14 protein-coding genes are annotated in these 19,994 nt (G+C 75.4%); 12 read left to right on the plus strand and 2 right to left on the minus strand.

The features are described from left to right. Positions 1–3: 3 nt before the first annotated feature. Positions 4–3,510, minus strand: a complete 3,507-nt coding sequence (locus tag KZQ38_RS32235) for an AMP-binding protein (protein WP_219447681.1) — start codon at positions 3,508–3,510, stop codon at positions 4–6. After that, positions 3,507–4,883 carry a condensation domain-containing protein gene (locus tag KZQ38_RS32240; protein ID WP_219447684.1) on the minus strand — a complete coding sequence of 459 codons (1,377 nt, stop codon included), beginning with the start codon at positions 4,881–4,883 and terminating at the stop codon, positions 3,507–3,509. The genes KZQ38_RS32235 and KZQ38_RS32240 overlap by 4 nt, the downstream gene beginning before the upstream one ends. A gap of 281 nt (positions 4,884–5,164) precedes the next feature. On the opposite strand from KZQ38_RS32240, the gene KZQ38_RS32245 reads away from it, so the two are divergent. Genes KZQ38_RS32245 through KZQ38_RS32290 form a run of 12 tightly spaced genes read left to right on the plus strand, consistent with a single transcriptional unit; the run spans position 5,165 to position 19,992 of the window. Beyond that, positions 5,165–6,634, plus strand: a complete 1,470-nt coding sequence (locus KZQ38_RS32245) for a nitroreductase family protein (RefSeq protein ID WP_219447685.1) — start codon at positions 5,165–5,167, stop codon at positions 6,632–6,634. After that, a complete protein-coding gene (locus KZQ38_RS36695) occupies positions 6,631–6,759 on the plus strand; it encodes a hypothetical protein (protein ID WP_257902759.1) in 129 nt (42 codons plus the stop codon). Before KZQ38_RS32245 ends, KZQ38_RS36695 begins: the two co-directional genes overlap by 4 nt. Beyond that, the gene (locus KZQ38_RS36700) at positions 6,756–6,884 is read left to right on the plus strand and encodes a hypothetical protein (RefSeq protein WP_257902760.1); all 129 of its coding nucleotides are present in this window, start codon (positions 6,756–6,758) and stop codon (positions 6,882–6,884) included. Before KZQ38_RS36695 ends, KZQ38_RS36700 begins: the two co-directional genes overlap by 4 nt. After that, positions 6,881–8,047 (plus strand): acyl-CoA dehydrogenase family protein, encoded by a 1,167-nt coding sequence (locus tag KZQ38_RS32250; protein ID WP_219447687.1) that lies wholly within the window; start codon positions 6,881–6,883, stop codon positions 8,045–8,047. Before KZQ38_RS36700 ends, KZQ38_RS32250 begins: the two co-directional genes overlap by 4 nt. Beyond that, positions 8,044–9,504 (plus strand): class I adenylate-forming enzyme family protein, encoded by a 1,461-nt coding sequence (locus KZQ38_RS32255; RefSeq protein WP_219447689.1) that lies wholly within the window; start codon positions 8,044–8,046, stop codon positions 9,502–9,504. Before KZQ38_RS32250 ends, KZQ38_RS32255 begins: the two co-directional genes overlap by 4 nt. Position 9,505: 1 nt before the next feature. Beyond that, positions 9,506–9,778, plus strand: a complete 273-nt coding sequence (locus KZQ38_RS32260; RefSeq protein ID WP_219447691.1) for a hypothetical protein — start codon at positions 9,506–9,508, stop codon at positions 9,776–9,778. After that, positions 9,775–10,659, plus strand: coding sequence for a hypothetical protein (locus KZQ38_RS32265; protein WP_219447693.1), 885 nt, complete (start codon positions 9,775–9,777; stop codon positions 10,657–10,659). The genes KZQ38_RS32260 and KZQ38_RS32265 overlap by 4 nt, the downstream gene beginning before the upstream one ends. A 1-nt stretch (position 10,660) precedes the next feature. Continuing rightward, positions 10,661–11,533 carry a 4-hydroxy-tetrahydrodipicolinate reductase gene (locus tag KZQ38_RS32270; protein WP_219447694.1) on the plus strand — a complete coding sequence of 291 codons (873 nt, stop codon included), beginning with the start codon at positions 10,661–10,663 and terminating at the stop codon, positions 11,531–11,533. Beyond that, positions 11,524–13,422, plus strand: a complete 1,899-nt coding sequence (locus KZQ38_RS32275; protein WP_219447695.1) for a non-ribosomal peptide synthetase — start codon at positions 11,524–11,526, stop codon at positions 13,420–13,422. Before KZQ38_RS32270 ends, KZQ38_RS32275 begins: the two co-directional genes overlap by 10 nt. After that, positions 13,419–18,827: a type I polyketide synthase gene (locus KZQ38_RS32280; protein WP_219447696.1), complete on the plus strand. Its 5,409-nt coding sequence runs from the start codon at positions 13,419–13,421 to the stop codon at positions 18,825–18,827. The genes KZQ38_RS32275 and KZQ38_RS32280 overlap by 4 nt, the downstream gene beginning before the upstream one ends. After that, complete coding sequence (locus KZQ38_RS32285) at positions 18,824–19,720, plus strand: 3-hydroxyacyl-CoA dehydrogenase family protein (RefSeq protein WP_257902761.1); 897 nt, start codon at positions 18,824–18,826, stop codon at positions 19,718–19,720. The genes KZQ38_RS32280 and KZQ38_RS32285 overlap by 4 nt, the downstream gene beginning before the upstream one ends. Next, on the plus strand, positions 19,717–19,992 hold the full coding sequence (locus KZQ38_RS32290) for an acyl carrier protein (RefSeq protein ID WP_308258696.1): 276 nt from the start codon (positions 19,717–19,719) through the stop codon (positions 19,990–19,992). Before KZQ38_RS32285 ends, KZQ38_RS32290 begins: the two co-directional genes overlap by 4 nt. Positions 19,993–19,994: the final 2 nt, after the last annotated feature.

Genomic DNA, 19,994 nt, shown 5'->3' on the forward strand with positions numbered 1-19,994 from the left:
ACCTCACTGTTCGTTCGTCGTTGTGCGCGCCGCGGCCACATCGGCCGCGGCGACCAGCGCGGCGAACTCGGCCACCGTGGGGCGGGCGAGGCAGTCGCGCAGGTGGATCCGGACGCCGAACCGCGCGTGGACGCGGTCCAGCAGGTGCAGCAGCAGCAGGGAGTGCCCGCCGTGCGCGAACAGGGAGTCGTCCGGCGCGGGTGTCGTCCCGACCAGCTCCGTCCACAGCGCCGCCACCGCGGCCTCGACGGCCTCCGCGGCCCGCACCGCCGGCGCGGCCGGTGGTGCCGGCAGCCGGCGGCGGTCGAGCTTGCCGCTCGCGGTGCGCGGCAGGTCGGCCACGGCGGTGAACGCCATGGGCGGCGTGGCCGTGCCGAACCGCTCCCTCAGGTGCGCCCGCAGCGGCGCCGCGAGCGCGGCGGCCTCCCGCGGCGCGGTGGGTTCGGGCACCACGTGCGCCGCGAGGCGCAGCACCAGCCCGTCCCCGTCGACCACCGGGACGATCGCGCACTGCGCGACCGACGGGTGGTCGGTCAGGGCCGCTTCCAGCGAGGTCAGCTCCAGGCGGTTGCCGAAGAACTTGACCTGCGCGTCGCGGCGGTCCTGGAACTCCAGCAGGCCGTCCCAGCGCTGCCGACCGATGTCACCGGTGCGGTAGCACGGCAGCGGGTCGTCGTCGCGCAGCCGGCGGAAAGCCCTTTCCCCGCCACCGCCGACGTACCCCGTCGTCACGTACGGGCTCCGGATCACGAGCTGACCCGGGACACCCGGCGCGCACGGCCGGTCGTGGTCGTCCAGCACCAGCACCTGGCGGCCGGGCAGGGGGCGTCCGATCGGGACCATCCCCCGGACCGGCGTCGTGACGTCGTGCCAGGTCGCCAGGATCGCCTCGGTCGGGCCGTACAGGTTGATCAGCCGGACACCCGGCAGCTCCGCCCGCAGCCGTCCCGCCAGGTCGCCGGGCAGCGGTTCACCCGCCAGCAGGAGTTGCCGCAACGCGGGCCGGGGCAGCTCGGGGTCCCGCTCGCGCAACGCCTTGAGGAGCTGCCGGGCGAAGCTCGGCACCGTCTCGAACAACGTCACGCGCTCGTCGACCAACCACCGCACGAGCTTGCGCGGGTCCACCCGGACCTTGTCCGGCACCGGGCACAGCGTCGCACCGGCCACCAGCGGGGTGAAGATCTGGCACAGGCTCGCGTCGTACCCGGGAGCGGACCACTGCGCGACCCGCGCGCCGGGACCGATGCCCAGCTCGGTGACCACCCAGTCGACGAACTGGGCGAAGCTCGCATGGGTGTGCGCGATGCCCTTGGGCCGCCCGGTCGAGCCCGACGTGTGGACGATGTAGGCGAGGTCGTCCAACCCGTTCGCCTCGTCGTCCTCCTCGACCGGCCCGTCGCCGGGTTCGTCGTCCGGCTCATCGTCCGGGGTGTCACCGCGAGGGCCGACGCCGCCCGACTGGTCGTGGGGTGCGCTGTCCGGGGTGCTGCCGGGTCCGACACCCAGGACGCTGCCGGGCGCGCTGCGGAGGCCGGCGAACTCGTCGTCGGGTTCTCCGGGTGCGGCGGCCGGGTCGTCGCCCCCGCTCGGCTCGTCGCGTGGTCGGACGCCCAGGACGCTGCCGGGTGCGCTGCGCGGCCCGCCATGGGCTTCACCGCGAGCCGCACCACCGGAGGTGCTGCCCGGCGGGACCCGGTCCGGCGGCGCGGAACCGGGTGAGACCGCGCTCGGCAGGCGGGGAGCCGGCACAACGGGGTCCGGCTCGGCGTCGGGCACCGCGTCCGCCACGGCGACCACCTGCCCGCCGATCTCGTCCCGGTACCACCGCGCCAACTCGCCGGCCGCGTCCTCCGCGTCCGCCACCACCAGGCACGGTGGTCGCAGCTCGGCCAGGATCTCCCGGTCCCGGCCGCCGGTGACCCCGCCGCCCAGGCACACCACGTGCCCGCCGGCGGTGAACGCGCCGAGCAGCGCCACGACGTGCTCCGGCCCGGTCGGCACCCGCACCGCCACGGGGCCGCCGCCCGGTCGCAGGCGGGCGGCGAGCGCGCCGGCCCGCGTGGTCAGCTCGGCGTACGTGACGACCTCGCCCTGCCAGGACACGGCGGGCGCGTCGGGCAGGTGCGCCGCCTGCTCGCGCACGGCCACGTGCACCGGCCGCCGCGGTTCCGGTGCGCTGCCGACGAAATCGGCCGCCCGCACCGCCGCCGCGGTCTGCCCCGGCGTCTCCAGCGGCAGTTCGCCGACCGGGGTCGCCGGGTGGCGCAGGGCTGCGGTCAGCAGGGTGCGCCACTGGGCGAGCACCGCGGCGGCGGTGGTCGCGTCGTAGCGGTTCTCCCGGTACTCCAACCGCCCGCGCACGGCGGTACCGACCGGTTCCACGGTCAGGGCCACGTCGGTGAGCAACCCGCCGGTGCCGACCCGCGTGCCGTGCGCGACCAGGCCCGGCAACCACAGCTCCGGCACCGTCTCGACGGCGAAAGTGGTGTCGCACAGCGGAATCCGGTCCACCGCGCGGGGACCGCCCAGCAACCGCACCACATCGCTGTACGGGAGCTGCCGGTGGGCGAGCGCGTCCGCGCGCCGCCAGTCGACGTGCCGCGCGAGGTCGCCGAACGACGCGGTCGGGTCCACGTCGGCGTCGACCAGCACCAGGTTGCCGAACGGTCCCACGACGCGTTCCGACCGGCCGCCGATCGGGCGCGCGTCGACCAGGTGCCCGACCGAGACCCGCCGCTCGCCGCCGTAGCGGGACAGCAGCGCGAGGAAACCCGCCAGCAGGAACACCTCGGGCGCGGCGCCCTCGGCGGCGGACCGCTCCGCCAGCGCACGGCCCAGGTCGGGTCCCCAGTCGAAGCGGATCTCGCCGGCGGCGCGGGACGGTTCGGCGGGGCGGACGCGGTCGGCGGGCACGGCCGCCGGCGCGGGACCGGCGGCGAGGGCCGCCCGCCACCACCGGCGCAGCGCCGCCGCCTCCTCGCCGACGGGTCCGCGGTCGGTGAACCGCGGCGCCGGGGGCAGGTGCGTGCCGGGATCGGCGTAGTACCGGCCCAACTCGTCCACCAGGACCGCGAGCGACGACTCGTCCGCGACGAGCCGGTGCGCCGCGAGCACGACCAGGTGCCGCCGGTCGTGCACGCGCAGCACGGTGAGCGTGACCGGACCACCCGCCGCGAGGTCGAACGGGGTCGCGGCGATCTCCGCGCGCCGCCGCTCGGCCGCCGCCGCGTCACCGGCCAGGTCGACCACCACCGCGTCCGCGCCCGGCCCGGACGCGTCGAGCACCGGCAGCCCGCCGACTTCGCGCACCGAGTACCGCAACGCGTCGTGCCGGCGCAGCAGCGTCCGCCAGGCGGCACGCAGCGCGTCCACGTCGAGCGGTCCCGTGACGTCGTAGGCGAAGCACGTGTTGAGCGCGCTGTCGGGCAGCAGCTCGTGCAGGAACCACAGGCCCTGCTGGGCCGGTGTCGCGGGCTGGTCCGCTGTGGACGGTCGGCGTGGCGCGGTCATCGGGCGATGTCGGCGAGCGGCGCGTCCGGCTCGCCCACCCCGTCGCGGAGCGCCGCGTGGAACTCCGCCATCATCCCGGCGATGGTCTCCCGGTCGTAGCGGTCGATGCTGCTGTTGACCGCGAACAGCAACTCGCCGGAGTGCGCGACCTCCGCCGTCCACAGGATCGCGTCGTCCGGGATGTCCGGGCCGAACTCCTGCGACAGCCGCCGCTGCACCTGCGTGCAGGACAGCCCGCCGGCGGACTCGGCACGCACCGACAGCGGGTAGGGCGACATCTGGAAACCGGGCACCACCATGCCGCCCCGCTCCAGCTGCCCGATGGCGTCGGACGCCTGGCTCGCCAGCTCCACGAACGGGATCTCCCGGGACAGCGCCTCCACGCACGTCGCCTTGGTCCGCTCGACGACCTCGCGGAACGTCGTGCACCCGGCGAGGTCCGTGCGCAGCGGGAACATGTTGACGAAGTAGCCGACCGTGTTCTCCATCCACCGGTCGCGCCGACCCGGACCGGAGGTCAGCGTCCACACCACACCGTCCCGCATCCCGGTGCGCCGCAACAGGTGCAGCCGGTAGGCGGCGAACAGCACCATGAACAGCGAGCAGCGGGACGCCTTGGCGAACTCGCGCGTGGCCGCGCCCAGCTCGGCGTCCAGCAGGAAGCGGTCGCACCGGGTGCCGGTGACGCCGTCCGGCGCGGGCGGCCGGTCCGCGGTCAGGGCGATCGCCTCGGCGCCCCGGAGCTTGTCGCGCCAGAACGCGTGGACCTTCTCGCCCGCGCCCCGCTGAGCCGCCTGCTTCGCGGCGTAGTCCCGGTAGGCGGGGATGTCGGCGGCCTCCGGCTCCCGGCCGGCGGCACGCGCCTGGTACGCGGTCGTGATGTCGCGCGCCACGATGCTCAGCGACCACACGTCGACCACGAGCAGGTGGGCCACCAGGACGAGGACCGCGTCCCGGTCGTCGAACCGGCCCAGGAACGCGCGGAACGCGGGACCCTCGCCGACCTCCCAGGTGCCGCCCTCGATCTCGTTGAGGAAGTGCTCGGCCCGCTCGTCGCGCGGCACGTCCGGGTCGTGGGGGAGGTCCCGGACCTCCAGCGGCGGCGTCGCGGGGGCGTGCACCTGCTGGCGCAACCCGTCCGGGCCGACCACGACGGAGGTGCGCAACGCCTCGTGGCGTGCCACCACATCGGACAGCGCCCGCTCGAACAACGCCAGGTCCAGCTCCCCGGTCAGCCGCCACCCACCGCTGGAGATCAGGCGCGGTGCGGAATCACCGGCCGACCCGTCGTGCTCGTGCTGCGCTCGGAGGAATTCCTGCTCCAGGGATAGCGCGAAGTGCGAGCCGTCCACAGCGCTGGTGCCTTGCCCCATCGTTTCGACCTTCCTTCGGCGCGTGGTGCCGGACGGACCCGCCGCCCGGTCGGCGGTCACGCGACCGGCGTTCGCCCTCCGGCGGGGAATCGGATCCGGTGCAGCCTGGCACCGGCCGGCGCGGTGCGGCGTCTTGTGGATTGCCCGCCGCTGCTTTTTGCTGCGCAAGTTGAAAGACGCCCGCTTCGGCGCCCGGTGACCACGATGGATCCCGGCCGAAGATCACGGCGACGCGCGGCGCTCGGACGTCGGCGCGCCAGGCGGAAAGCGGGTCCGATCAAGTGTCTCTGCTCCGATTCTGGGAGGCCACCAGGCTGCGCGCGGGCCACGCGCTCCCCGCGGCCGTCGCGGGCGACGGGCCCGCGCGGGATGTCGACGGCTTCCGTTCTGCGCTGGCCCTCGTGCTCGGCCGCGGCTGCGGTCCGCGAACAGGGACGGTGGTCGGCAAGCACGGCATCTCCGTGCAGGCGCGCACGACGCCGTCCGCGGGTGCGCTGTACCCGTTCGAAGTCGTCGTCGGGCTGCCCGACGGCACCAGCCACCTCTACGACGTCGACACGGCCCGCATCCGCGCGCTGCCCGGGTGCGGGGTCGTCCCCCTGCCGGAACTGGTCCGGCGCACCGGTTTGGCGGTGCCACCCGACCGGTCGCTGCGCGCGGTGGTCACCCTGGTGGCACGACCGTGGAAGGCGATGGTGAAGTACGGGCTGCGCGGCTACCTGTACACGCACCTGGACATCGGCCACGCCGCGAGCAACATCGCGGTGTCGGCCCGGGAACTCGGGCTGGACGCGGTGGTGCACGTGCGGTTCGACCGCCGACGCCTCGCCGAAACCCTCGCGCTGACCGACATGTGCCGCGAGCCGCAGGTGGTCGTCACGTTGTCCGGCGGCCGGTTCGACGGGGGCGAACCGCACGCCGGCGCGCCGGCACCGGTCTGGCACACCGGCCGACCGGCCCGCCTGGAGCCCCCGGACGCGGAGGAGCGGGCGAACTGGGAGGAGCTGCGCGAGGTCAGCCCGTACGCGGCGGAGGTCGCCGCGCCCAGGCTCGGGCGCTCCACGTCCGTCGAGCCGCCGGAGCAGCCGGCGCGCGAGGTCGTCCCGCTGCCGCACGGCGTGGCCGCGGCAGGCGAGGACTTCACGCGGGTCGCGCTCGACCGCCGCTCGGCCAAGGGTTTCCTCCCGCGACCGCTCACCGCGCGGCAGGTGCTGGACCTGTTCGCCGACGCGGCGGACCCGGCGGACGTCGACTGCGCGGATTCCCGGGGGGTCGGGGTGCGCGTCCTGGTGCGGTCCGCGGACGGGCTCGCGCCCGGCGTGTACGCGTACTCGCCGCCCGCGCACGCACTGCACCTCGTCGGCGAACCCCGTGCGGTGACCGAGGAGGAGGTCCTCGCGACCTGCATGGGCCAGCCGGGGCTGCGGCACGCCGCCGCGTTCGTCCACCTGCACGTCCCCGTGCGCCGGCTGCTGGCCGAGCGGGGTCGCGCGGCACTGGCCGAGATCCACTACCACGCGGCGCACGTCGCGCAGTCGCTGTGCCTCGGCGCGGCGCGGCACGGTGTGGGCATCACGTGCATCGGGGGGTTCGACGAAGTGCGGTGCGGTGACCTGATCGGGCTGCCCGAGGAGGACGAGGTGGTCTACCTGCTGGCGATCGGGGTGCCCGACCCCGGCGCGCGCAAGCTCGATCGCGATGCCGTCGCGTACAGCCACGGCCGTGCGGCGGTGACCGGGTGGGGTGGGTGAGTGTGTTGGGGATCGGGGATCTGGTGGCGTTGTTGGCTTCGGCGCGCTACGTGCCGCGGGTGTGGGGTTTCTTCACCGGCGCGTACAGCCACGGCCGCGAGCCGGGGTCCGGGTGGGGTGGGTGAGTGTGTTGGGTAACGGGAATCTGGTGGCGTTGTTGACTTCGGCGCGCTACGTGCCGCGGGTGTGGGGTTTCTTCACCGGCGCGTACAGCCAGGGCCGTGCAGCGGTGACCGGGTGGGGTGGGTGAGCGTGTTGGAGAACGGGAATCTGGCGGCATTGCTGACTCCGGCGCACCACGCGCTGCGGGCGCGGGCGCGTGACTTCTTCACCGACGCGCGGTTGGCCGGTTGGCGGGAGTCCGCGAACGGGCCGCTCACCGGGCGAGCGTGGCGGGAACTCGGCGAGGCCGGCTACCTCGGGGTGTCGCTGCCCACCGAGTTCGGCGGCGCGGGACTGGGCGTGCTCGGCAGCCTGGTGCTGGGCGAGGCGGTGTCCCGGCTCGGCGATGTCGGTCTGCCCCTGGGGATGCACGTCCAGAACGAGGTCGCGTGCCAGTGGCTGGTCGACGCCGATCCCGCGTTGCGCGCGGAGTTCCTGCCCCGCCTGCTCGACGGCCGCCTGGTCGCGTGCCAGGCCGACACCGACCCGTCGGCGGACGAGCCGACCACGGCGGTCCGCGACGGTGACGACCTGGTCATCAACGGCGCCAAGCTCTTCGTCATCAACGGGGCCGTCGCGGGCCTGTGCTTCACCCGCGTGCTGCTCGACGGTTCGCCCGCCATCGTCGCGGTGGACAAGGACCGGCCCGGCCTGCGGGTCGCCGAGGTGTACGACAAGCTCGGCACGCGGTCCGCAGACTCGGCCCGGCTGGAGTTCACCGACGTGCGCGTGCCGGCCACGCGGATCGTCTCCAGCGGCGGCGTCGGCAGGCACCTGCGCTGGAACCGCGTGATGACGTTGCTGCGCTTCCTCATCGCCGCCGACGCCGCGCTGGTCCACCGCCGCCTGCTCGACCGGATCACGCGGTACGCGGGTGAGCGCGCGCTCGGCGGGCGACCGCTCGCCGCGTGGCCGGTCAACAGCCACGCGCTGGCGCGGTTCCGGGCGGACCTGGAGCTGGCGGAGGCCGGTGTCGCGCGTGCCTGCGCCCGGCTGGACTCAGGCTCCTGGCCGGTGCCGGAAGTCGCGGCGCTCAAGTGGTTCTGCGTCGAGCGGGCGTGCGCGTTGGCCGCCGCGTGCTGCGACCTGGAAGGCGGCGCGGGTTACATGTGGGGCAACCCGTCGCTGCGGGACCTCGCCCAGCTGCGCGGCCTGCGGATGGCGGGCGGCAGCCAGACCACGATGCTCACGATCACCAACCACAGCTTCGCGGCGCGTGCCGAGTGGGACACCGCGGGGGTGGCGCGGTGAACGCCTCGGCGCTCTACGACGACGTGGCCGACGCCTGCCGCCGCGCCGGTGACCGCACCGCGCTCGGTGAAGGCGCGGACCGGTTGTCCTACCGGGAATTGGCGGTCGCGGTGGCGGCTCGTGCCATCGACGTGGACGAGGCGTTGCGTGGTCGTGCGACCGACCGGGTCGCGTTGCACGCGGCCAACAGCGTCGAGTACGTCGTCACCTACCTCGCGCTGCTGCGCACCGGCCGCGTGCCGTTGCTGGTGGACGCCGAGTTCGGCGGTTCCGAGCTGGCGGCGATCCGGGAGGGCTGCGGCGTCGAGGTGTTCCTCGTCGACCAGCCGAGGGTGGAGCGGGTGCCGCACGCGGAACGCGTCGTCCCGCTGCGTGGCGACCGGTACGCGGTGGTCACCACCGCACCCGTCGCGGACGACCCGCCCGCGCTGCACCCGGACACGGCGGTGTGCCGGTTCACCTCCGGCAGCACGGGATCGCCCAAGTGCCTGGAGTTCTCCCGCACAGCGGTGGTGAACGCGGCCCGCAACTGGGTCGAGGGCACCGGGATGACCGCCGACGACCGGACGCTGTGCCTCGCGGCCCTCACCAACGGGTTGGCGTTCAACACGTCCCTGCTGTCGACGTTCCTGGTGGGCGCCGAGCTGCACCTGTTCCGCGGACTGCCGACCTCGGCCCGCGTCCTGCGGGCGATGGCCGACTCGGGTGCGACGCGGCTGGTCGCGTTCCCCGCCGTCTACCGCGTGCTGGCGGACGCCGACCTGCCCGCCGACCGGTTCGCCGGGCTCGCCGTGTCGTTCTCGGCGGGCGCGCCGCTGCCGCCGGACGTGCGGGCGCGGTTCGAGCAGCGCTACTCGGTCCGGATCGCCGACTACTACGGCATCGCGGAGACCGGGCCGTGCACGTTCGAGCGCGACCCCGCCCACCGGCGGGGGCTGGGCACGCCGCTGCCCGGGGTGACGCTGCGCATCACGCGCAACGCCGCCGGGCAGCAGGAGGTCATGGTGCGCAGCAGTTCCATGGCGACGCGCTACCTCAACGCACCCGGCGTCCTGGAGGCCGCGCGGGACGCGGACGGCTTCCACCCGAGCGGCGACACCGGGCACTGGGAGGGCGGTCGGCTGTTCGTCACCGGCCGCACCGGCGGTCCGGTCAACCTGGCCGGGCGCAAGGTCGACCCGCGCGAGGTGGAGCAGGTCGTGCGTGCGGTGCCCGGTGTGCGTGACGCCGTCGTGTTCGCCGACCGGGACGCCGACGACCAGGTCTTCCTGCACGCGGCGGTCGCGGCGGACGGGTCCGTGGGGCGTACCGACGTCGTGGCCGCGTGCCGGGGCTCGCTCGCGCCTTTCAAGGTGCCGCAGAAGGTGACTTTCGTGCCGGACGTCCCGCGCTCGTCGCCGGGCAAGGTCCGGATGACCGACCTGCTGCGGCTGGTGCGCGGCGGAGGGGAGGGGTGACATGAGCGCACGGGGTGTCGGAGACCTGCGTGACCAGGTGGAGTCGCTGGTGGTGGTCGCCACGGGGCGGGTCGTCACGGCGGAGGACCTGCGGGACAGCGGTGGCTCGCTGGAGGCGGCCGGGGTCAACTCGATCGCCTACCTCAACCTGGTCGAGGCGTTGGACCACCGGTACGGCGTCGTGGTGGACCCGGAGCGGGACGGCGACGCGCTCGCCACGGTGGACGGGATCGTGGCGTTGATCCGCTCGGCACGTGGCGGTGGCGTCGGATGAGCGCGTTGACCGGGTTGCTGGTCCGGCTCGCGCCGGGTGAGGCCGTGCCCGCCGACGTGCCGTTCGTGGTGGCGGCGGCGGCCAACGAGCACCTGAACGGCGTCCGGCCGCTGCTGGCGGAGTTCCGCGACCACCCGACCCTCGTGGCGGCGCGTGCCGGGCGGCTGCCCACCGCGCTCGCGGCGTTCACCGCGAACGCCGCGCTGGCCTGGGGGGAGCCCGCCGTCCACGCCCGCGAGGAGGGTGGCCGCGTCGTGCTGGCCGGTCGGTTCCGCGTCGCGTTCCCCGGTGCCGCCGCGGTGGTGGTGACCGGTTTCGCGGACGGGACGCGGCTGTGCCTGGTGGACCTGACCGCGCGGGGCGTGGTGGTCGGGGACGCGGGCTGGGTCGACGTGACCGACGTCGTGGTGGACCCCGCGCTGGTGTCCGGACCGGTGCGGGTCGCGGACCCGGGTGGTCCGTTGCTGCGGGCGATCGACACGTGCGCGTGGGCCTACGCCGGGATCGCGTGGCGGCACGCCACGGCGGTCGTCGCCGATCTGCGGCGCGTGCTCGCGGCTACGGCGACGTCCGGCCCGGTGTTCAGCACGTCGCAGCTCCTCGCGCACGAGTTGACCCGGCTGGACATCGAGCTGTCGTTGCTGGGGGACGCGCTCGGGGAGCACGGCTCGCGCGTGGTGGAAGTCGGTGGTGAGGCGGTGGTCGCGGTGCTCGCGGCGGCCACGGACCTCGTGCACCGCACCGGTGCGGTGGCCGCCGACCTGGTCGCGGACCTGGGCCTGCCCGCCGGGCCCGTCACGCCGGACGGCTACTTCGGCGGGCGGCGGATGGTCGAGGCGGAGTTGGCGCGCCGCATGGGCGTGTCGGGGGGAGCGGGCTGACATGGGTATCGCCACCGCGGTGTGCGGCAGGAGGGGCCGGATGGCCCGCCTGCTCGCCGCCGCCGTCGCGGGCAGCGAGGACCTGGCGCTCGCTGCCCGGCTGAGCCTGCGTGACGGGTGGGAGCGGCCGGACGGGGTTGACGCCTCCGCCGACTCCGAGCGGTCTGCCACAGGGGCTCGTGGGGCGGGCGACGCGCCGGGGTCTGCCGGGAACGGCGGCCACGACCCGGGGCGGTCCGCTGTCGAAGCCCGCGGGGCGGGCGACGAGCCGGGGCCACCGGGCGCGGCCGGTGCGCAGGCGGGCGTTGTCGGGGCGTTGCGCGACGTGCCCGGTGTCGCGCCGGTCGTCATCGACTTCACCACGCCGGAGGGCACGCGGCGGTTGCTGCGCGAGGCGGGCGGGACCCGCTGCTCGCTGGTCATCGGGACCAGCGGTCTCACGGCGGCCGACCTCGACCTGCTGTGTGAGGTCGCGCGGGAACGGGCGGTGTTGCGGGCGGCTAACTTCAGCACCGCGCTGGTCGCCGTGCGCGCCTTTGTCGCCGCACTTGCCGAACGGGTCGGGTCGGACTGGGGCGCGGGCGTGGTGGACGTGCACTTCGCGGGCAAGCGGGACCGCCCCAGCGCCACCGCGCTGGACCTGGCGGACGTGTGGCGCGGGCGGCACGGCGAGCTGCCGGAGATCGCCTCGTTCCGGATGGGCGGCGGCGTCAGCGAGCACCGGTTGCTCGCCGCCGGCGCGGGGGAGCTGGTCGAGCTGCGGCACCGGGTGGACGACCGCGCCGCGTTCGTGCCCGGTGTCCTGGCCGCCGCCCGCTTCGTCGCCGAGGCCGCTCCCGGTCTGTACACATTGGAGGACGCGCTATGCCGGTGACCGACACCGAGGACCACCTGCTCGACGTGCTGGAGGCGCGGGCCGAGGCGCTGGGCGACGCCGCCGCGCTGTCCGCGCCCGACCACCGCGACCTCGGCTACCGGGCGCTGGTCGCGCTGGTGCGCCGGACCGGCGAGGCGCTGCGCGGGCTCGGCGTCGGCCGGGACGACGTGGTCGTGCTCGCCCTGCCCAGCGGGCCCGCGCTGGCCGCCGCGTTCCTCGGCGTCGCGGCGCACTCGCTCGGCGCGCCGCTGAACCCGGCGCTCCCGGCGGACGAGCTGGGCCGGCTGTTCACGGCCCTGCGCCCGCGTGCCGTGCTGGTGCCGCCGGACGCGGCCGGTGCGGCGGCGGACGTGGCGCGGGCGCACGGCGCCGCAGTGCTGACCGTGACGCCGGATTCCGCCGTCGCGGGGGTGTTCGAGCTGGCGGGCGAGCCGGTCGGGCCGCCCGCGCCGGACCGGCCGGCCGCCGCCGAGGACGACGCGCTGGTGCTGTTCACCTCCGGGACGATCGCGCAGCCACGCCAGGTGCGGTTGACCCACCGCAACCTGTGCGCGGCGGCACGCAACACCGCGCGTGCCTTCGCGCTCGGCCCCGCCGACCGCTGCCTGAACGTGATGCCGCTGTTCCACGCCCACGGCCTGGTCAGCACGCTGCTGGCGTCGGTGGTGCGCGGCGCGTCGGTGATCTGCCCGCCGGGCTTCGACGCGCACGGGTTCTTCACCTGGCTGAGCGAGTCGCGGCCGACCTGGTACACGGCCGTCCCGGCGATGCACCGGGCGTTGCTGGAAGCCGCACCGGCGCACGCCGCCGAACTGGCCGCCACGCGCCTGCGGCTCATCCGCTCGGCGTCCGCGCCGCTGCCCGGTCCCGTGCTGGATGAGCTGGAACGCGTGTTCCGCGCGCCGGTGATCGAGGCGTACGGCATGACCGAAGGGGCTTCGCTGGTCACCAGCAACCCGCTGCCGCCGGGTGTCCGGAAGCGGGGTTCGGTGGGCCTGCCGGTGGGCGAGCCGGTGCGCGTGCTCGACGCCGCCGGCCACGACGTGCCCACCGGGACCGACGGCGAGATCGCCATCCGGGGCGCGAACGTGACGCGCGGCTACCACGGCGACCCGGACGCGACCGCCGCCGCGCGCGTCGGCGACTGGCTGCGCACCGGTGACTTCGGCCGGCTGGACGAGGACGGGTACCTGCACCTCGTCGGCCGGGTCAAGGAGATCGTGAACCGGGGCGGGTCGAAGGTCGCGCCCGCCGAGGTGGACGCGGTGCTGGCCGACCACCCGGACCTGGCGCAGGCCGCCGCGTTCGCGCTGCCGCACGCCACCCTCGGCGAGGACGTGGCCGTGGCCGTCGTGCCCCGGCCCGGTGTCGAGGTGGACGAGGAGGGGGTGCGGGCGCACGTCGCCGCGCGGCTCGCCCCGTACAAGGTGCCCAGCCGCGTGTTCGTGGTCGACGACCTGCCGCGCAACGCCACCGGCAAGGTGCGCCGGCTCCGGCTGGCCGAGCTGTTCGCCGCCCGCGTGGACGGGCCGGGCGCGCCGCCCGGCACCGGCACGGAACGGGCGGTCGCCGCGATCTGGGGCGAGGTCCTGGGCCGGGAGGTGGTGGACGCGCGGGTCAACTTCTTCGACCTGGACGGCGATTCGCTGGCCATGGTGCGGGTCGCGGACCTGATCGCGGCGCGGATGGGCCACGAGGTGCCGGTGTCGGTGCTGCTCGTGCACCCCACGGTGCGCGCGCTCGCCCGCTACCTGGACGACCCCGCGGCGGTGCCCGACGTGGTCGCCGCCGGGGACGTCGCCGCCGGCGCCGCCCGGCTGGCCGCCGGCCGCGACCGCCTGCTGCGTGCGCGGCGCGAGGCCGATCAGCGCGAGGAGGACGCGTGACCACCGGTCTGGAGATCGCGATCATCGGCATGGCGTGCCGGTTCCCCGGCGCGCGCGACCGGGACGAGTTCTGGCGCAACGTGCGTGGCGGCGTCGAGTCGATCACGCGCTTCACCACGCGGGAACTGGCTGACGCGGGCGTGCCCGAGGACGCCCTGGCCGACCCGGCGTACGTGCGCGCGCAGGGCGTGCTCGCCGGGGCCGACCTGTTCGACGCGGGCTTCTTCGGCTTGAGCCCCAAGGAGGCCGACCTGGTCGACCCCCAGCAACGCGCGTTGCTGGAGTGCGCGTGGGAGGCGTTGGAGGACGCGGGGTGGGACCCGGCCCGCGTGCCCGGTCCGGTCGGCGTCTTCGCGGGCACCTACTACAACAGCTACCTGCCGGGGCTGCCGCCGACGGACGACCCGGCGGAGCGGTTCGCCCGCGACATCGCCAACGAGAAGGACTACGTGGCGGCCCGCATCGCCTACAAGCTCGACCTGACCGGTCCGGCCGTGACGGTCCAGTCCGCGTGCTCCACCTCGCTGGTCGCGGTGCACCTGGCCGGGCAGGCGTTGCTGAGCGGCGGTTGCGACCTCGCGCTGGCGGGCGGCGCGACGGTGCGCGCCCGTCAGGTGGTGGGCTACCACCACCAGCCCGGCGGGATCTTCTCCGCCGACGGCAGCTGCCGCGCGTTCGACGCCGACGCCGACGGCACGGTGCCGGGCAACGGCGCGGGCGTCGTGGTGCTCAAGCGGCTGGCCGACGCGCTCGCCGACGGGGACACGGTGCACGCCGTGATCCTCGGCTCGGCGATCGGCAACGACGGCGCCGACCGCGCGGGTTTCACCGCGCCCGGCGTGACGGGCCAGGCCGCGGTGATCAGGGCGGCGCACGCGATGGCGGGCACGGACCCGGCGAGCGTCGGCTACGTGGAGACCCACGGCAGCGCGACCCGGCTCGGCGACCCGATCGAGGTCGAGGCGCTGACCCGGGTGTTCCGCGCGGCGGGCGCGCCCGCCGGCACGTGCGCGATCGGTTCGGTGAAGACCAACATCGGGCACACCCACGCGGCGTCGGGCGTCGCCGGGCTGATCAAGGCGGCGTTGTCGGTCCGCGACGGCGTGCTGCCGCCGAGCCTGCACTTCACCCGCCCCAACCCGGAGATCCCGTTCGACCGCACGCCGTTCCACGTCAACACCGAGCTGCGCGACTGGCCCGCGGACGGGCGTCCGCGCCGCGCCGGGGTCACGTCGCTGGGCATGGGCGGCACCAACGCGCACGTGGTGCTGGAGCAGCCGCCACCGCCGCCGCCCGCCCCGACCGGTGGTCCGGCGCGGCTGCTGGTGCTCTCGGCGCGCACCGCGGACGCGTTGGAGGAGGCGACCGACCGGCTGGCCGGGCACCTGGCCCGCACGGACCAGGAACCGGCCGACGTCGAGCACACCCTGCGCACCGGTCGGCGTGCGTTCGCGCACCGGCGGTTCGTCATCGCCGACGACCTGGCCACCGCCGCGCGGTCGCTGGCCACCCGCGACCCGCGTGCCGTGCACACCGGCCCGCCCGCCGGGCGGGAGCGGCCGATCGCCTTCATGTTCCCCGGCCTCGGCGAGCAGCGCCCCGGCATGGGCGCGGGCCTGTACCGGACCCAGCCGGCGTTCCGGGAGGCGGTGGACCGCTGCGCCGAGCTGCTGCGCCCGGAACTGGGCCGCGACATCCGCGAGCTGCTGCACCCGGCCGACGCCGAGGAGGGCGGCCGGGTCGACCTCCGCCGCGTGCTGGGCCGCGGTGGCGCGCCCCGGACGTCGGAGCTGGACCGGACCCGGTACGCGCAGCCGGCCGTGTTCGTCACCGAGTACGCGCTCGCACAGCTGTGGTTGGCGCACGGCGTGCGCCCGGACGCCATGATCGGCTACAGCATCGGCGAGTACGTCGCCGCGTGCCTGTCCGGTGTGCTCACGCTGGAGGACGCGCTGCGCCTGGTCGCGTGCCGGGCGCGGTTGATCGACGGCCTGCCGCCCGGCGCGATGCTGGCCGTGCCGCTCGCCGAGGACGAGGTCTCCGCGTCGCTGCCGCCCGGTGTCGCGGTGGCGGCGGTCAACGGGCCGCGCCTGTGCGTGGTCGCGGGACCGGTGGACGACGTCGCCGCGCTGCGTGACCGGCTCGCCGCGCGGGGCGTGGCGGCCACCGCCGTGCAGACCTCGCACGCCTTCCACTCGCCCATGATGGACCCGATCGCCGAGGAGTTCGCCGAACTGGTGGCCGGCACGCCGGCCGGTGCGCCGCGCATCCCGTACCTGTCCAATGTGGATGGTCGGTGGGTGACGGCGGAGGACGTGGCGGACCCCGCCTACTGGGTGCGGCACCTGCGGATGCCGGTGCGCTTCGCGCGGGGCGTCGAGCGGCTGTGGGAGCAGCCGGGCAGGCTGCTGCTGGAGGTCGGTCCGGGTAGGACGTTGAGCAGCCTCGCGCTCCAGCTCGCGCCCGACGACCCGGACCAGGGCGTCCGCGCGGTGCCCAGCCTGCCCGGCGTGTTCGACCGCGAACCCGAGGACCGCTTCTTCCTCGGCGCGGTCGGGAAGCTCTGGCTGTCCGGGGTGGACGTCGAGCGGCCGGCCGAGCCGGGGCCCGCGCCCCGCCGGGTGCCGCTGCCCACGTACCCGTTCCAGCGCGAGCGCCACTGGGTGGAGCCCGCGCCGGAGCCCGCGCGGGCGCGACCGCCCGCCACGCAGGAACCCGCCGTGGCCGACTGGTTCCACGCGCCCGCCTGGGCCCCGCTGCCGCCGCACCCGCGGCACGCGGCCGTCCCGACGTCGACCGGCGAGCACTGGCTGCTGCTGGCCGACCGGGCCGGGGCGTGCCGCGACCTCGCGGACGCGTTGACCGCGGCCGGGCACGAGGTGACCGTGCGGGGCGGCCCGCCGCCGGACCACGACTACGACGCGTTGCTGGCCGAGCTGCGGGAGCAGGGCCGGGCGCCCCGGCGGATCGCGTACCTGCTGGGTCCGGACGCGGTCGGCGAGGACGGTTCGACCGCGTTCTCCGACCTGCTCGCGTTGACCGGCGCGCTCGGCAGGCTGCCGGGCACCGACCCGGTGGACCTGGCCGTCGTGACGCGCGAGCTGATGGTGGTCACCGGAGCGGAGCGCGGCTCGCCGGAGCAGGCGGCGGTCCTCGGCCCGTGTCGGGTGCTGCCCCTGGAGCACCCGCACCTGGCGTGCCGCGTCGTCGACATCGCGTTGGACGGCGACCCGACCGAGCGCACCGGGGGCCTGTTCGCGGAACTGGTCGACCCCTCCGGTGAGGCGGTCGTCGCGCTGCGCGGGCGGCGGCGCTGGCGGCAGGTGTTCCACCGGGTGCGGCTGGCCGTCGACCGGCCCGCGACGCCCGGCCGCCACTACGTGATCACCGGCGGTCTCGGCGCGGTCGGCCTCGCCCTCGCCGACCACCTGGTGCGCGTCGAGCACGCCGTGGTGACGTTGATCGGCCGCACCCCGCTGCCGGACCGCGCGGAGTGGCCTGCCTGGCTCGCCCGCGCCGGCCACGCCGACGCGACCACCGCCCGCATCCGGGCGATCACCGCGTTGGAGGAGGCGGGTGGACCGGTGCTCACGCTCGCCGCGGACGTCACCGACACCACGCGGCTGCGTGCCGCGTTCGCCCGCGCCGCGCGGGTCGCGCCGATCGACTGCGTCGTGCACGCCGCCGGCGTCGCGGGTGGCGGCCTCATCCAGCTCAAGGACCCCGAGGCGGCCGAGCGCGTGCTCGCGCCGAAGGTGCGTGGCGGCGCGGCGGTGGTGGAGCTGGCCGAGGAGTTCGACGTGGCGCAGGTGGTGCTGTGCTCCTCGACGCTGGCCGTCACCGGCGCCATCGGCCAGGTCGACTACGTGGCGGGCAACGCCGTGCTGGACGCGCTCGCCCACCACGCCGCCGCGCGGGGCCACCGCGCGGAGGTCGTCGCGGTCGACTGGGACGCCTGGCGGCAGGCGGGCATGGCGCACCGCCACCTCGCGGGCGACCACGGCGGTCCGGGTCCGGTGGACCACCCGCTGCTGGACGCCTGCCTGGAGCACACCAGCACCCACGCGGTGTACCGGGCGGCGCTCGGCGGCGAGGCGTCGTGGTTGACCGACGAGCACCGGATGCGGGGCGAACCGGTGGTGCCGGGCACCGGCCACCTCGAACTGGTCCGCGCGGTGTGCGCCGAACTGGCCGGACCGGGCCCGGTGACGTTGACCGACGTGCGGTTCTACACGCCGTTCATGGCGAGCGCGGGTCGTGAGCTGCGCGTGGTCGTGGACAAGACCGCGGTGCCCTGGCAGTTCACCACGGTGAGCCAACTGCCCGACGGGCGGTGGCAGGCGCACGCCGCGGGCGGGGTGGGCCCCGCGCCCGCCGCCGAACCGCGGGTGTTCGACCTCGCGGCGATCACCGCGCGCACCGCGGACCTGGGCCGGGTCGAGCACGTGGGCCCGATGGGCTTCGGCCCGCGTTCCCGCTGCGTGCGGCGGATTCACGCGGGCGAGCGGGAAGCACTGGCCGAGCTGGAGCTGCCCGCGGAGTTCGCGGGCGACCTGGACCACCTGGAGCTGCACCCGTCGCTGCTGGACCTGGCCGCCGGTTTCGTCGGCCTGCACCTGGACGAGGAGTTCCGCGTCCCGGTCACCTACGGCGAGTTGCGCTGCCTGCGGCCGATGCCGCGCCGCCTGTTCAGCTACCACCGCTACGCCGACACCGCCGCCGAGCGCGCCGGCCGGGAGACGACCACGGCCGACTTCGTCCTGCTGGACGAGGACGGGCGGGAACTGGTGGCCGTCGACGGTTTCGTGCTCAAGCGGGTCGGCGACCTGGACGAGGTGCTGGCCGGCGCCCGCGCCGGCGACAGCCGGGAGATCGCCGTGTTCCGGTACCCGGAGTCGGCGACGCCCGCCGCCGGCGGCGCGCCGCTCGCGGCGCACCTGGAGACCGGCATCCGGCCCGCCGAGGGCGGTGTGGCGCTGAGCCGCGTGCTGGCCGCGGGCATCGGGCCGCAGGTCGTGGTGTGCACCAGGGACCTCGCCGCGGTGGCGGCCGACATCGCGCGCGACGCCGCGGGCGACCGGACGTCGATCAGCAGGCGGGCGGGCGACGGCGACCGGCGGCGCGACGTCCTGACGCCCTACCGCGCGCCGGGCGACGAGTTGGAGCGGCTGCTCGCGGGCATCTGGCAGGAACTGCTGGGCGTCGGCCGGGTCGGCGTGGACGACGTGTTCGCCGAACTGGGCGGCCACTCGCTGACCGGGCTGGAGGTGGTGGGCCGCATCAACCGGCAGCTCGGCGTGCGCACGTCGCTGGCCGAACTGCTGGCGGCGCCCACGGTGGCCGAGCTGGCGGCGCTGCTGCGGCCGGCGGTGGCCCGGACGTGGGCCGGTGGGGTGGACGCATGAGCACGACGACAGGGGAGAACATGAGCGGCACGAAGCTGGTGGGCGTCGTCGGGGCCGGGGTGATCGGCACCGGGGTGGCGCAGGCCGTGGCGGCGGCCGGGTACGGGGTGGTCCTCGTCGACCGCACCGAGGACGTCCTGGACACCGCCCGGCGGGGCGTGCGGGACGGGCTGCGGATGCGCCGCCTGCTCGGCGGCGGTGGTTCGCGCGAGGAGGACGCGCGCACGTTCGACCGGATCGCGTTCACCACCGATCCCGCCGAGCTGGCGCCCGTCGACTTCGTGATCGAGAACGTCACGGAGGACTGGGAGATCAAGAAGTCGGTGTACCGGGTGCTGGACGAGGTGTGCCGCCCGGACCGCGTGTTCGCCGCGAACACGTCGGTCATCCCGATCACCGGTATCGCGGGCCTGGTCCGCGAACCGGGGCGGGTGCTGGGTATGCACTTCATGAACCCGGTGCCGCTGAAGGCCGTGGTGGAGGTCGTCCGCGGGCACTACACCACCGACGCGACGGTGGGCACCGCGCTGGACCTGCTCGCGCGCATGGGCGCGGAGGGCGTGGTGGTGGCCGACTCGCCCGGTTTCGTCACCAACCGGGTGCTGATGCCGACCATCAACGAGGCGGTGTTCCTCCTCCAGGAACGGGTGGCGGGCGTCGAGGAGATCGACCGGCTCTTCAAGGGCTGCTTCCACCACCGCATGGGTCCGCTGGAGACGGCCGACCTGATCGGGCTGGACACCGTGCTGCGCTCCATCGAGGGGCTGTTCCACAGCTTCGCGGACAGCAAGTACCGGCCGTGCCCGCTGCTGCGCGGCATGGTCGACGCCGGTCTCCTGGGGCGCAAGAGCGGGCAGGGCTTCTACTCCTACCGCGGGGACGTGGCGCGGTGAGCACGGCGGAAGGCGGGCACATGGACGACATCAGGCAGCGGGTACGGGCATTTCTCGACCAGTTCCTGCACGGGCACCGGATCGACGACGACGAGAACTACTTCGCCACCGGGCACTTCAACTCGTTGTTCGTCATGCAGCTGGTGCTGTTCGTCGAGAACGAACTGGGCGTGCCGGTCGAGGACGAGGACCTGGAGATGGAGAACTTCAACAGCGTTTCGGCGATCGCGCGGATGGTCGAGCGCAAGAGCCGCGCGGCCGACCGGGGCTGACG

Source organism: Saccharothrix obliqua (assembly GCF_019375475.1).
Lineage (GTDB): Bacteria > Actinomycetota > Actinomycetes > Mycobacteriales > Pseudonocardiaceae > Actinosynnema > Actinosynnema obliqua.